We start from the raw sequence: 13697 nt of genomic DNA, 5'->3' as shown, positions 1-13697 counted from the left end.
TAAAGGTGTTTGAATAGTGAACAAAACCAGGGAATCGGGTAGCCACGGCGCGAGCACGCTGCGGCGCGGGTTGCATATCCTGGCGGCGCTACGGCGCTCGCCAGAGGGCTTGGACGTGCCTGGAATCGCGCGCGCTCTGAACATGCAGCGCACCAGTGTCTATCGCTACATCACGGTTCTGGTCGAAGAGGGTTATGCGGTACGCGACCAGGAATCGGGCCTGTACCGGGCCGCGGCCAACGAATCGCAAGTCGTGGGCGACCAAGGTTTGTCGGTAGCTCGGCTGGCGCCTGCGATGCGGCGCATTAGCGATCAGACCGGGGATTCTTCGTTTTTGATCTGCCGGATCGGCTCCGATTCCCTATGCCTGCATCGCGAAATCGGCAGTTACCCCGTGCAGGTGCTGGCCGTCACCGTGGGCCACCGTCAGCCCCTGGGAGTGGGCGCCGCTGGCCTGGCACTACTGGCGGCATTACCCCCGGATGAAGCCAACGCACTGATCGAGCAGAATGCCGCATCGCTGCGATCCTATGGCCACATGACGGCTTCCCACATGCGTCTCTTGGTGCAGGCCACGCGTGATCGCGGATGGTCGGCGGTCGGCAACGCTGCCGTCTCGGGCGTATTGGGAGTGGGCGTTGCCCTACTGGATCGTTCTGGCTATCCAAGGGTGGCCGTGAGCGTATCTTGCATCCTCGACCGCATGCCATCGGCCCGTCAGCGCACGATCGCCGAGCTCATTCGGCGCGAAGTCGGTAGCGTGGCATGAGGCCTGACACACAAATTTGTTGTCTCGAACACACATCGACTTGCAGATCCAAAAAAACCCATATAGAATCTCGTTTCTCTGCTGATGACACATCAACAGCAGCGACGCGGGAGTAGCTCAGTTGGTAGAGCGCAACCTTGCCAAGGTTGAGGTCGCGAGTTCGAGACTCGTCTCCCGCTCCAGAATTCCTGATGGCTTTTTGAGCAAGTCATCACCCCAAAAGGCCGACAGTCATGTTCGGCCTTTTTTGTTTTTGCCGTTCGCAGCCTATTTACCACGAGCCGCCCGCCGTGAAATTTTCTTATCGCTTGGACGCATCGCCTCAGTTTGTTCCTTTCTCCAGGCAGCAGCTGCTCGGCATGCATGCGTTGATTAACGGCCAGAAAATTGGCATCGAGAAATCACAATCGCTGTTTCAGCAGATCGAGGCGCTGGACAGCACGATAGACGACCATGCATATACGCAATCGCTGCGCCGCTATCGCGGCGAGCGTCGATTGCCTTTGATGATGGGGCTACTCTTTATCGTCGCGGTGCTAAGCTGCGGCGTCGCGACATTGACCGCGGCCGAAGGCGGCTTGACCAGGATACTGGCCGCCCTACCCTTTGATGCGCGATCGCTATTGCACGGATTGAGCACACTGACCGCAGGTCTTTTCGTGGCCTTCGCGCTCGCCCACTTCTACGTGCGTGCCCGGGCCGCCAGACTGACCGGCAAAGGTCTGAGCCGATGGTGGGTCGCGATACTGCAACGTTGGAATCCCGAATTCCTTGCTCGACACGACATCTCGAGTCTCGCGCCCGACGCGATTGCTCAATTGGTGGCTGTGCAATACCGCATACAAGATGTGGATCTGGATCTGACGCCCTCCACGCTCGGGCCTGAGACAGATGAGACAACTCGATAATTTCGTGTAGAATAGCGGGCTTGGCTAATTAGGCCTCTGGCGCAATGGCAGAGTGGTTATGCAGCGGATTGCAAATCCGTGTACGTCGGTTCGATTCCGGCTTGCGCCTCCAGTAGATATAAGGCTCTCAGTGATGAGGGCCTTTTTCTTTTGGTGGGGTGTACGTTCAAAACGACGGAGTTTGGGAACAGATGGGGTGCCGCAAGCAGCGTGCCTTGGGCTGAGCCCCTCAGTCCGGCACCCCGCGCAGCTTTAGCTGACCCAACCCACTGGCAGCCTGATAACGGTCCATAAAGACCCGCCGTTCAGCCTCCCCTATCCCCAGCTCGATCAACGAGCGCCACAAGCGACCCAGATCCGACTGCGCGGCCCAGCGACTGCGGCCAACATACCGGGCAATTTCCCAGTCCAGCAAGGCGATTTCAGCCACTGACTCATACCGGACAAAGATTTCCTTTGGGTAGAGATGCCCATGTTTACGTCCTGCCCGGTGTAAGGGCGCGAGCGCCCGCACCAGCGCCGACCAGATATCAAGACGTTGTGCTTGGGTCCATCGACCTTTGCGTATCCCTTCGTCCAGGCTGATATAGCCCGGCAGCTCGCGAGTGACCAGAACCGCTTCCCAGCCGGCCGCGCCCTTGCGCATATCGAAAAACACCGGCTCGGCGGTCGGAACGCCCAGCTTTGCGCAACGATGGATATTCAGCCACTCCCGCAGCAAAGTCGGCCGGCCCGAGGGAAACCGCAGATCGCGATAGACGTGATTGACTTGCCGTTTAACGAAATACGCCCGATCTCCCGCCGGATCGGGGAGTTTCTGAATACCGCTATAGCCTCCGCGGCGTTGGTTCACATCTTCAACCCAGTCGCCATGGGCTTCCCACCATGAAGCGGGCAGCGCGGCCAGAGACGTCTGCGTCTGCGCCTGAGCCCGGGCCTCAGCTTCGATCAACATAGCGCCCCCTTAGAACAAACACACCTTCGTATTAATTGTTTCATTCTATGTCAGTCCCGTCGGGAGATTGGCTAGGACTGTTCCGATTCGGCCGAAGACACCCCGCGGACCTCTGAACGTGTTGTCCGTGCGCGACGAAATCCACATTCGCGGTGAAACGTTGCCTGAAGCCATGCCGCATGCGCGCCACCTAAAGCGTCAGCGTTCTCGCTGGATCTGCGTCCACATCCCTGACGATCTGGTTAAATGCAATCTCTAGGAACACCCCGCCTTCATGTTTATGGATCCTATCGTCAAGCAAGCCCTCGCCCGCTGGCCGAACGTACCGGCCGTCTATGGCTGGCTGTCACTCGATGAGCGCGGCCGCTGGCAAATCCACGAACAGGGGGATGCATGCGACGGCGGCCCCGGCGAAAGCATCACGAGTCCACAGATCCTGGGCTTCATCAACCGCAATTACGCCTGCGACGAACAGGGGCGTTGGTTCTTCCAAAACGGGCCACAGCGCGTGTATGTACGTTTGGACGCCGCTCCCTACATTTTGCGTGTGGCCGACACCGACGCGAATTTGATCACCCATACAGGCAAAGCCGTATCGCGTATCGATGGGTGGTGGCTGGACGAGGACGGCCGCGTGTATGCCCAGACGGACCTTGGCGGCGGCCTCGTGGACAGTCACGATGTCGAACGCGTGCTATCGGACATCAAGATCGCAGTCGACGGCAGCGCCTTGTTCGACGTATTAGCGGATGACTCAACGCAGCTGGCGAATGCACAGCTGCACTATGCCCATTACCGCGAGCCGGCGCTCTGGCACGGCGAAGTCGCGCGAGCGACGCTCCCCGACGTGCTGGGATTTGTCGCAAACCCGCGACCAACCTGAAGCACCCGCGAGCCAGCCACTCTCGCGCCACTACCGCGCATAGGGTCTGGCGCGTTTCCCTGACCGCCTGGCAACCGTTAGAATCACCGGCATGACTGACCGACCGCCCCCGACCTATTTCCCTGCGCCGCGCCGCACGCTGTTCTGTGGCCAATGCGGCTCGTCCCTCAGCCGCCGTGTGCCCGATGGCGATAATCGCGAACGCGACGTCTGCGACCACTGTGGGGCGATCCACTATCAAAACCCCCGGATGGTGGTGGGAACCGTGCCCGTCTGGGAAGGGCGAATCTTGCTATGCCGGCGCGCCATCGAGCCACGCTACAACACATGGACGCTGCCGGCGGGATTCATGGAGCTCAACGAGAGCACTGCTCAGGGCGCCGCCCGGGAAACGCTGGAAGAGGCTGGCGCGCAAATTGAGCTCGGCGCCCTCTTTACCGTGATTGATGTGCCACAGATCGATCAGGTTCATATTTTCTATCTAGCGCAGGCGCTGGGGCCCGAACTCGATCCGGGGCCGGAAAGTCTGGAGGCGCGTTACTACGACGAGTCCGATATCCCATGGGACGAGATTTCGTTTCGGACGGTGAGCACGACGCTGAAGCAATATTTCGATGACCGTCGCAGCGGCAATCTCGGCTGCCATCACTACACCTTGGATTGGCATCGCTGATCCGAGATATGCCCACGTCAGAAACTCACAGTACCCCGCCACTCGCGCCCCAGCCGGGGCCGTATGCCTCTAGCCTAGCACCGTGAAACTGTACTGGCTTGATACCGAGACCCCATTTCCGCCGGCTGAACTCGCGTTAAATGAGCCTGCGGGCTTGCTGGCCGTGGGCGCGGACCTGTCGCTGGGCCGGCTACAGGACGCGTACGCCAACGGTATCTTTCCCTGGTACAGCGACGGCGAGCCGATACTGTGGTGGAGCCCTGACCCGCGCATGGTGTTGCGTTGCGACGATTTCGCGCCCTCGCACTCGCTGCGTAAACGGTTGCGTCAAATCGCCCGGGAGGAATCTGGCCCCAAGGCCCGGGTGGAGGTCCGTGTAGACACCGCTTTTGCAACCGTGATGCAACACTGCGCTGCACCGCGCGATGGGCAGTCCGGCACGTGGATCACCGATGAAATGCAGCAAGCCTACCTGGACTGGCATCACGCGGGCGGCGCGCATAGTGTGGAGACTTGGATCGATGGGTCCTTGGCTGGCGGTCTGTATGGGATCAGCCTGGGCGGCATGTTTTTTGGTGAATCCATGTTTACCCGGGTGGCCGACGCCTCCAAAATCGCCCTGGCCTATTTGGTGAATTTTCTGCGCTGTCAGGGCGTCAGCTGGATCGATTGCCAACAGCAGACGCGCCACTTGGCCAGTCTGGGCGCCCGGCCGGTAGCACGAGCGGATTTCATCGCCCATGTTCGCGCGGCGACACGTTTAGAGGGTCCACAGTGGTATCCGGGGTGGTTGGATAGCCACGGCGTGCTGCATGCCCGCTCGGTGTCCGCCTCGGCCGCGGCGGGTTAAGGCGAAAGCCAAATCCTCCCTCGCTCGGCGCGCGACTTCAGTATTGTCAACGCCCGCGCACGCGTTAACATGGTTGGCCTGACCACGCACGAGCCGTTACCGGGGCGACCGCAATGAGCCAGTTAAAAGAACTTCCTTTCGCCGCGCTGCAGTTCTATTCGACTGCGCCGTATCCCTGCAGCTATTTACCCGAGCGGCAGGCGCGCTCGCAGGTCGCGGCGCCCGGTCATCTGATCAACGCGGGCACCTATTCGCAACTGGTCGAACAGGGATTTCGCCGCAGTGGTCAGTTCACCTATCGCCCCCATTGCGACAACTGCCGGGCCTGTGTGCCCATCCGTGTCGATGTGGAGCGCTTCACCCCGAATCGCAGCCAGCGCCGCGCCCGGCGGGATCATCAATCCTTGCGCGCGTTCGTAGCAGAGCTGGCCTGGGCGCCAGAACACTACGATCTTTACAGCCGCTATCAGCATGGCCGTCACCCCGGTGGCGGCATGGACGAAGACAGCCGTACGCAGTATGCGCAGTTTCTGCTGACCACGCGGGTCAACACCCGGTTGGTCGAGTTTCGCGATGAGGCGGATGTGCTGCGCATGGTGTCCATCATCGATGTGCTCGACGAGGGCTTATCCTCCGTCTATACCTTTTATGACCCGGACACGCGCGGCAGCTTTGGCACCTATAACGTGATGTGGCAGTTAGAACAATGCCGTGCGCTCGGCCTGCCCTGGCTTTATCTGGGCTATTGGATTCGCGACAGTCGCAAGATGGCCTATAAAGCGAATTTCCGGCCGTTCCAGATGTATGTCGAGGGCGAGTGGCGTGAGGCGTACGGCCTCTGAGACCGTTGCGTGTTCCGCCTGACAAATCGGTACAATTGCGCCCCATGTCGATCCTCTTCCAAGCCTACCCCCTGGCGCGTGCGGCGCTGTTCTCCATGGACGCCGAAACCGCGCACGAAGTCACCCTGTCCACCTTGCAGCGCGCATACGACTGCGGTGTCACCCGCAAGCTAATGCACGAGCAGCCGGAGGCGCCCACGACGCTCATGGGCCTGACCTTACGCAATCCCGTGGGCCTGGCGGCTGGGCTGGACAAGAACGGCGCGCATATCGACGCCCTGGGTAATCTGGGGTTCGGTTTTGTCGAGGTGGGAACGGTGACGCCGCGAGCGCAGCCGGGCAATCCGAAGCCGCGCCTCTTTCGTCTGCCGCGCGCTCAAGCGCTGATCAACCGGCTCGGCTTTAACAACCTGGGTCTGGAAACCTTTATCGCCAATGTGCAGCGCAGCCAATGGCGCCAGCAAGGCGGAATTCTTGGGCTCAATATCGGCAAGAACGCCGACACGCCGATCGAACGCGCCGCGGACGATTATGTATTGGGCTTGGCGGGTGTCTATCCGCATGCCGATTATGTGACGGTGAATATTTCCTCGCCCAATACCAAGAACCTGCGCGCGCTACAGGGCGAGGACGAGTTGGCCGCCCTGCTGGCCCAGCTGCGTGATAAACGCGCCGAGCTTGCCGACCAGCATCAGCGTCATGTGCCATTACTCGTGAAAATCGCGCCGGATCTGACGGACGCTCAGATCGACGCGATCGCCGATCTGCTGCCCCGCCACGGCATCGACGGAGTAATCGCCACCAACACCACCTTGTCTCGTGACGCGGTCACTGGCCTGCCCCATGCCGAGGAAGCCGGCGGCTTGTCCGGCCCGCCCGTACATGAGCTGTCGCTTGGCGTGATCGCGAAACTGCGGCAGCGCATGGGCACGGACTATCCCATCATCGGCGTGGGCGGTATCGTTTCTGGCAAGCAAGCGCGCGAGAAAATCGCTGCGGGCGCCAACGCGGTACAGGTCTATACCGGACTGATTTACCGCGGCCCCGCGCTCGTGAGCGAGTGCGTACAAGCGATCCGAGGGATGTAAGCCAACGCCTGCAATTCATACAGGCGAAAAAAAGCCATCCCGAGGGATGGCTAATTCCAGCTCTGCTCTTGTCACTCGACATTACTACAGCAAGCAGCGTGCCGACAAGCAAAGGGCATTGCAGGCACGCGCTTGGATGCCTGCGATCAGGCGGCGCGGCGGGCAGTACGGCCGACTTTGCCAGCGGCCTCCGCGGCGTCGGTCGCGGCCTTGAACGTTGCATTGGCGGCGGCGTTCATATTCGACTCGGCGGCTTCCACGGCTTGCTTGGTGGCCTTGGTCAGCGACTCATAGGCGCCATTGACGGTTGCCAGCGAGGACTTCAACAGAGCCACTGCGCTTTCCGAGCCAGCCGGTGCATTTTTCGACAGTTGCTCGACGGCGTCGGCCAATTGTTGCTGCCCTTGCGCGACTTGCGCCTCGGCCAGCTTGGCCAAATCGCCCTGCACGCCAGCGACGATGTCATACACGTGCTTGCCATAGGCCATGGCTTTTTCCGCGCCCGGCTGTACCAGCGAGGTGGCGAAAGCGGCGGCCTCTTGAGGATCCTTGACGGCCAACGCTTGCTGCGAGGTCAGCGCGACCTCGTCCAGCGTCGCCTTGACGACCTTCAAGTTCAAGTCCACCAGCTTTTCGAAGCCGGAAAACAGCGTGGCCTGCGTCGCGGTAAACGCGTTCAAGGCGGAAAGTTGGCGGTCTAGGACCTGTTGGGGGATAGCGTTCATGGTGGTCTCCGGTGAGCCGGGCGAGCCCGGCTATAGCTATTCGTTACGACGGATAGGGCTAAACGTCTTCGGAACCAATGTGAAGCTAAGGCCGGCGACGTTTGTTGCGCTGCACAAAATCCTATTCTACGGACTTAAATCGGGGTGTCAAGCACTTTTGATGCAACGCACAAATGCCAGCGGGGCGCCCCGAGGGAGGCAGTACGGGTAATCCCACGTGACTTGAGACCTATTGTTTCTTAAACTGAGCTGCCACCGAAGAACTTTACAAAAATCCCTCTCGGTTTACGCACTATGAATGTCGCCTACCCGGCGACAACAGGAGACTTCATGACATTATTGCCCCGTACGCTCACGGCTTTGCTTGCCGCCAGCGCGCTTTTCGCAGCCGGCGCTGCACAAGCCGAATACCCCGAGCGCCCCGTGACCATGATCGTCCCGTTCGCGGCCGGTGGCCCCACCGATAACGTGGCCCGCTCGCTGGCCGAAGCCATGCGCCCGACGCTTGGCCAGAGCGTGGTGGTGGAAAACAAGACCGGCGCGGGCGGCACGATCGGCACCTCGACGGTCGGACGCGCCGAGCCCGATGGCTACACGGTGCTGCTGATGCACCTGGGATACAGCACCGCGCCCTCGCTATATAAGAATCCCGGCTATGACCCGGACAAGACCTTCGCCCCGATCGGGCTGGTGGTCGACGTGCCGATGACCATCATCGCCCGCGAGGATTTCCCGCCCAACAACATCAACGAATTGGTCGAATACATCAAGGCCAATAAGGACAAGATCTCGCTGGCCAACGCCGGTATTGGCGCCGCCAGCCACCTGTGCGGCACCATGCTGGTGGACGCGCTGGGCGTGGATTTGTTGACCATCCCCTACAAGGGCACGGCCCCAGCCATGAACGATCTGCTGGGCAAGCAGGTCGATCTGCTGTGTGACCAGACGACCAACACCTCGCAGTACATCGCCGCCAACAAGGTCAAGGCCTATGCGGTCACCAGCCTCAAGCGCGTACCCACCCTGCCGAATCTGCCCACCATGGACGAATCGGGATTCAAGGGTTTCGAGGTCGGGATCTGGCACGGCATGTGGGTGCCCAAAAACACCCCGCAACCCGTGGTGGACAAGCTGGTCAAGTCGCTGCAAGCCGGCATGGCGGATCCGAAATTCAAGGAACGCATGGCGGGTCTGGGCGCTGAAGTCCTGAATGACGAAGCAAATCCGCAAGCCTTGGACGCAAAGGTCAAACAGCAAGTCCCGCAATGGGCTGAACTGTTCAAGAAAGCCAAAATAGAAGCTCAGTAAGCAACAATGGCCGACTGCCCGGCCCGGCGGTCTTGCGTGGGATAAGCACTGCGCAAGACCGCCGGGCCGGGTTGTGGTTTCTGAGTCGCGCCCGCGCGACTCCGACCGCCTGGAGATGGAACCCGTTGGTCGTAACGGTAACAAAGTCATGAGCCCATCATGACTATGTCTCCATTCAAATATCCCACCACGCCGCATCTGCCTACCTCCCCGGGGGCGCAACGGGATGACAGGCGCCTGCGCACCGATGCCCATTTCAGCGACCGTCGGGTGATCCTAACGGTCAAAATGGACGGCGAAAACACCTCTCTATATCGTGAGGGCTTTCATGCGCGTTCGGTCGACAGCCGGCATCATCCGTCGCGCGATTGGTTGGCCCGGTTTCATGCGTCGATGGCGTATCGCATTCCCGGCGACATACGCATTTGCGGTGAAAATCTGTATGCGCGTCATTCCATCGCCTATAGCGACTTGCCCAGCTATTTCATGGGTTTTTCGGTGTGGCGCGGTCAGACGTGTTTGGACTGGGACACGTCGCTCGACCTAATGACGAATTTAGGGATTACTCCCGTGCCGCTGCTCTATGACGGGATTTACGAGCGAACCGCTATCCAGCGATTAATAGCGGGCCTCGATCTCACCCGGCAGGAAGGCGTGGTGATCCGCGTGGCAAGCGCTTTCGATCTGAAGGACTTCGGCGTGTCCGTCGCCAAGTATGTGCGACCTGGGCATGTGCAAACGGATAGTCATTGGATGCACGCGCCGGTTGTGCCTAATCGACTCAAGGATACGCGCGGCGATAAAGCGCCCACACAACAGGATGGCGCCACGGTTAGCGCGCCATCCGCAACCATCGGGCTGGCATCATGATGATGTGGCAGGACATCCAGAGCCTCGTGCCACCACCCGGCAAGCCCGCTGATTTCAATGATTGCCTGGCTGCCTTTCCCCAATTGGAATTTGCCAAGCTGGCCGAGCAGAATCCGCTTTATCACGGCGAAGGTAATACGTGGATTCACACCATGTTGGTGGTGGAAGCGTTGCTCGCGGACCCTTCCTACCAGCAAGCCAGCCGCGAAGACCGAGAGATCGTGTTTCTGGCGGCCTTGCTTCACGACGTAGCGAAGTACAGCACCACCATAGTCGATCCCACAACCGGCCAGCCGAGCCAGCCCGGTCATTCTCGCAAGGGCGCCATCGACACCCGCATCGCGCTCTGGGAAGCCGGTGCGCCATTCGCTATCCGCGAGGCGGTGTGCAATCTGATCCTTGCCCATCAAGTACCGTTTTTCGCGATGATGGGATCGCGCCGGAAGAAGTCTCCGCAATTCATCGTGCACGAGCTTTCCTGGCAAGTCAGTGTTCCGCTCTTGGGGATGCTGGCGCAAGCCGATATGCGAGGCCGTGTTTATGCGGGCCAGCAACAGGTGCTGGACAATATCGAGCTGTTCCGGGAAGTCGCGCGGGAAGAAGGCTGTTATGGCCTGCCGCGATCTTTCGCGGACGCTCACACGCGCGTGAGCTATTTCCGTGGGGCGGATGTGCATCCCGATTACCCCCTCTTTCAGCGGCCGGGCTCCAAGGTCACAGTCATGAGCGGCTTACCGGCGACGGGCAAGGATACCTGGGTGGCCCAGCATCGCGGCGGCCTGCCGGTGGTGTCTTTTGACGAAGCGCGCCGCGAGCTCGGGCTCAAGCATGGCGAGAATGACGGCAAAGCAGCTCACTACGCCCGTGACCAAGCCAAAGCGTTGCTGCGCGCGCATCGGCCTTTCGTCTGGAACGCGACGCATCTGTCGCCACAGATGCGCGATAGAACGCTGGATCTGCTGTTTGCGTATGACGCCGAAGTGGAATTGATCTACCTGGAGCAGCCACCTGCCGAACTGTTTCGACGCAACTCGCGGCGTGACTCCTCCCTGACCAATAAGACACTGCGAGCCTTGACGCTGAAATGGGAGCCGCCGCTACTGACGGAAGCCCATCAAGTGCATTACCTGACCTGAGCACCCGCGCTGCGGGCACGGCGATGTATCCGCCCCGCTACTGATGAGCCATCAAGAGGTACGCAGCAGCTGCGGCGTCAACCCGGAGCCTGCCGCGCTGCGTTCGTTGGCGGCCAGGGGCTCATACCCCAACGCCTCAGAAATCGAGCGAGCCGATTCCACCAAGGCTTGAATCCACTCGTCTTGCAGACGTTCAGCCGGCGCCGAGATCGACAGACCAGCAACGAGCTTGCCAGTGTCATCGAAAATACCGGCGGCAATACAACGCACGCCGAGCTCGAGTTCTTCGTTATCGCGCGCGTAACCATGACGCCGCACCAAGGCAAGCTCGCGTTCGAGTTTGTCGATGTCGGTCAAGCTATTACGCGTGTTGCCTGCCAAGCCGGTACGCATGGCATAGGCGCGTACCAAGCGGCTTTCCAGCGTAGACAAAAATAGTTTGCCGGTCGAGGTCAGATGCAGGGGCGCACGCCCGCCAATGGCGCGCACCACCTGCATGCCCGAGCGCTCGCTCCACGCACGGTCGATGTAGACGATCTCGTCGCCCTGCTGCACGGACAGGTTGATGGTCTGCCCGGTCAGGCGATGCAGCGCGCGCATGGCCGAGATTGCAGCTTCCCGTACATTGAGCCGACCTTTGACCAGCGAGCCCAATTCCAGCAGGCGCATGCCAAGCTGGTACAGACCATTGTCGACGCGCTCTACATAGCGGCCGACCACCAGATCATTCAGGATGCGGTGCGCGGTCGAAGCATGCAGGCCAGTGGATAGCGCCAGCTCTTTCAGGGTGACCGGGTCGGAATGCGCGGCGAGCGCGTCCAGCAGACGCATTGCCCGTTCAATCACCTGAATCGCGATTGGAGACTGGCTCGTTGACCGTTCGTTATCGGGGTCCGACACATTCGCTGTCATGGCATCGTTCACAAAGAGAGAAATGGCATCCAGGGGCTGCCGCTCCGCGCTCTATGATGGTGCAATTGCGGCGATGCAGCATTTTTGGATTTCCCGTATTGTGAAATTTTGTGGGCCGTTTGGCAACTCGGTGGTGCGCGGTGAGCCAAATCAGGGCGTCAATCGACCGCCCAGGCGCAACACCTCCGCCCGCAAGAACGCCAAGGCCTCGGCCGCCTGAGCGGGGTCGCCCTTGACGCCCAGCTCGATATGCGGGGTCTGGCCCACACTGGGCAGACTGAATGCGCTGACTTCCGTCCAACGTTGCTCCAGTGCCTGCATCACCGGCGCGATGCGCGACTCGGGCAGACCGAACGCCAGGAAGGAATGTTCGACGTGAGCGTCCGCATGATGCAACGCGGCATAACGGGTATCCAGTGTCCATTCCAGCATGGGCCACGCCATCACCGGGAAACCGGGCAAGAACGTATGGTCGCGGATAAAGAAGCCGGGAATACGGTTGTAGGGATTCGGGACGATTTCGCATCCCTGGGGAAACACCCCCATCTGGAGCCGTTGCTGGTTTTCGGGAGCCGCCATGTCGGCTGGCGCCTTGCCTTCCTGGGCCATTTCGGCCACGCGCAGCGTGATGGCTGCTTCGGCTTCGGGATGCAGGGCCAGCGGCAGATCGAGCGCGGCGGCGGCCGCCTGGCGGGTGTGATCGTCCGGGGTCGCGCCTATGCCGCCACAGCAGAACACGATGTCTTGCGTCGCAAAGCTGCGGCGCAAGGCGGCGGTCAGGGTCGCCCGATCATCCGGCAGAAACTCGGCGCCGGATAAACGCAGGCCGCGCGCGGACAGCAGTTCAATGCATTTGGAAAAATGTTTATCTTGACGGCGTCCGGACAGGATTTCGTCGCCCACGATCAGCATGCGGATCGAGCGGCTTGCAGGCAAAGGTGAGGTCATGGAGGGAGTCGCGACAGAGTCAGGCTGGAAGGACACGTTCTTCTCGCAAACGGCGCAGGGCTTCCAACCCATAATGGGCGTTGACCAGCCCAGCATACACGGGGAGGATAATCCAGGCTGGCGGCAGCAGATTGATCAGAGAGCAGATCAGGCCGATCACCCAGAAGCCGATATTATGACGTTCCAGCAAGATTCGCCGTTCTTCGGGGCTGGCGTGTTCGACAATGGCATCGACGCGCATCATGCGCGAAAACGCAAACGCCCACCAGAAAATCGACAGTACGACTCCCATGGGCGGTATCAGCCAAAACGGCAAGGTGAGCAGCCAGCCTGCGGCAAACACAGCACTGACCCAGATCGCATTCCACACGCTATAAGCCGTGGCGTTACGCCCCTGGCGCGACACGCCAGCATATTCGCGCGCGCTCACATGGCGCAGTACCAGCGGCATCACGAACACCGCGGCAATCGCCAGGCCCAGTATGCCGGATACCGGCAAGAGAATCGCGGCCGCGATCACCGGCACCAGATAGAGCTTTAGCGAGAACAGGCCGATGCCAACCAACCAGGCATCGACATCGTTGACCATTTGCCATTGCGAGGCCTGCACACTGAGCCATTCTGTCAGCGGCGTCCAGAATAGCCATAGCAGCAGCAAGGCGCCCAACAGGGCAATGACGAAAGGCAGCAACACCGCCATCAGCATGTTCGGATGGCATTGAGAGACCAAGGCGCGTTTGAAGGCTTGCGCCACGCCGGCCGTGCCGGAGGCGGCACGCTGGACGGAAGAAGAGACAGCGTACTCGGGACGAGGTGGAATCATGTCGCGG

At 60.6% G+C, this 13697-nt stretch carries 15 protein-coding genes and 2 tRNA genes; 12 read left to right on the top strand and 5 right to left on the bottom strand.

Going from position 1 to position 13697, the window contains the following annotated elements; genetic code table 11:
• The first annotated feature begins 16 nt into the window (after positions 1-16).
• The 4 genes from GOQ28_RS00820 (at position 17) to GOQ28_RS00805 (ending at position 1789) form a co-directional block, all read left to right on the top strand.
• Positions 17-769, top strand: a complete 753-nt coding sequence (locus tag GOQ28_RS00820) for an IclR family transcriptional regulator domain-containing protein (protein WP_160355036.1) — start codon at positions 17-19, stop codon at positions 767-769.
• 106 nt (positions 770-875) lie between these two features.
• Positions 876-951, top strand: a tRNA-Gly gene (locus GOQ28_RS00815).
• A 108-nt stretch (positions 952-1059) separates the two neighbouring features.
• On the top strand, positions 1060-1677 hold the full coding sequence (locus GOQ28_RS00810; protein WP_160355035.1) for a DUF6097 family protein: 618 nt from the start codon (positions 1060-1062) through the stop codon (positions 1675-1677).
• A gap of 38 nt (positions 1678-1715) precedes the next feature.
• Positions 1716-1789, top strand: a tRNA-Cys gene (locus GOQ28_RS00805).
• 117 nt (positions 1790-1906) lie between these two features.
• On the opposite strand, the gene GOQ28_RS00800 is transcribed toward GOQ28_RS00805, so the two are convergent.
• Positions 1907-2632, bottom strand: a complete 726-nt coding sequence (locus GOQ28_RS00800) for a lipopolysaccharide kinase InaA family protein (RefSeq protein WP_160355034.1) — start codon at positions 2630-2632, stop codon at positions 1907-1909.
• Positions 2633-2912: 280 nt separating this feature from the next.
• Here GOQ28_RS00800 and GOQ28_RS00795 point away from each other — a divergent pair, with 280 nt between their 5' ends.
• From GOQ28_RS00795 to GOQ28_RS00775, 5 genes are all read left to right on the top strand, one after another.
• Positions 2913-3515 carry a DUF2946 family protein gene (locus GOQ28_RS00795; RefSeq protein ID WP_160355077.1) on the top strand — a complete coding sequence of 201 codons (603 nt, stop codon included), beginning with the start codon at positions 2913-2915 and terminating at the stop codon, positions 3513-3515.
• A 91-nt stretch (positions 3516-3606) separates the two neighbouring features.
• The gene (locus GOQ28_RS00790) at positions 3607-4188 is read left to right on the top strand and encodes an NUDIX hydrolase (protein ID WP_160351953.1); all 582 of its coding nucleotides are present in this window, start codon (positions 3607-3609) and stop codon (positions 4186-4188) included.
• 82 nt (positions 4189-4270) lie between these two features.
• Complete coding sequence (aat, locus tag GOQ28_RS00785; protein ID WP_160351952.1) at positions 4271-5038, top strand: leucyl/phenylalanyl-tRNA--protein transferase; 768 nt, start codon at positions 4271-4273, stop codon at positions 5036-5038.
• Between the two features lie 113 nt (positions 5039-5151).
• Complete coding sequence (locus GOQ28_RS00780) at positions 5152-5880, top strand: arginyltransferase (protein ID WP_160351951.1); 729 nt, start codon at positions 5152-5154, stop codon at positions 5878-5880.
• A 44-nt stretch (positions 5881-5924) separates the two neighbouring features.
• Positions 5925-6968, top strand: a complete 1044-nt coding sequence (locus GOQ28_RS00775; RefSeq protein WP_160355033.1) for a quinone-dependent dihydroorotate dehydrogenase — start codon at positions 5925-5927, stop codon at positions 6966-6968.
• Positions 6969-7114: 146 nt separating this feature from the next.
• Here the strand turns inward: GOQ28_RS00775 and phaP are convergent, their stop codons facing one another.
• Positions 7115-7693 (bottom strand): TIGR01841 family phasin, encoded by a 579-nt coding sequence (phaP, locus tag GOQ28_RS00770; RefSeq protein ID WP_160355032.1) that lies wholly within the window; start codon positions 7691-7693, stop codon positions 7115-7117.
• Between the two features lie 330 nt (positions 7694-8023).
• Here phaP and GOQ28_RS00765 point away from each other — a divergent pair, with 330 nt between their 5' ends.
• From GOQ28_RS00765 to GOQ28_RS00755, 3 genes are all read left to right on the top strand, one after another.
• Positions 8024-9001 (top strand): tripartite tricarboxylate transporter substrate binding protein BugD, encoded by a 978-nt coding sequence (locus GOQ28_RS00765; RefSeq protein ID WP_160355031.1) that lies wholly within the window; start codon positions 8024-8026, stop codon positions 8999-9001.
• A 159-nt stretch (positions 9002-9160) separates the two neighbouring features.
• A complete protein-coding gene (locus tag GOQ28_RS00760; protein ID WP_160355030.1) occupies positions 9161-9871 on the top strand; it encodes an RNA ligase family protein in 711 nt (236 codons plus the stop codon).
• Positions 9868-11007: an AAA family ATPase gene (locus GOQ28_RS00755; protein WP_442862068.1), complete on the top strand. Its 1140-nt coding sequence runs from the start codon at positions 9868-9870 to the stop codon at positions 11005-11007. Before GOQ28_RS00760 ends, GOQ28_RS00755 begins: the two co-directional genes overlap by 4 nt.
• A gap of 51 nt (positions 11008-11058) precedes the next feature.
• Here the strand turns inward: GOQ28_RS00755 and GOQ28_RS00750 are convergent, their stop codons facing one another.
• The 3 genes from GOQ28_RS00750 to GOQ28_RS00740 form a co-directional block, all read right to left on the bottom strand.
• Positions 11059-11919, bottom strand: coding sequence for an IclR family transcriptional regulator (locus tag GOQ28_RS00750; RefSeq protein WP_160355029.1), 861 nt, complete (start codon positions 11917-11919; stop codon positions 11059-11061).
• A gap of 150 nt (positions 11920-12069) precedes the next feature.
• A complete protein-coding gene (locus tag GOQ28_RS00745) occupies positions 12070-12867 on the bottom strand; it encodes a competence/damage-inducible protein A (RefSeq protein WP_160351944.1) in 798 nt (265 codons plus the stop codon).
• A gap of 19 nt (positions 12868-12886) precedes the next feature.
• On the bottom strand, positions 12887-13690 hold the full coding sequence (locus tag GOQ28_RS00740; protein ID WP_160351943.1) for an EI24 domain-containing protein: 804 nt from the start codon (positions 13688-13690) through the stop codon (positions 12887-12889).
• Positions 13691-13697: the final 7 nt, after the last annotated feature.

This window comes from Bordetella sp. 02P26C-1 (assembly GCF_009763255.1).
In the GTDB taxonomy this organism is placed as follows: Bacteria; Pseudomonadota; Gammaproteobacteria; order Burkholderiales; family Burkholderiaceae_B; genus Bordetella_A.
The sequence above is the reverse complement of the archived record's forward strand: the minus strand, read 5'-3'. Positions and strand labels throughout refer to the sequence as shown.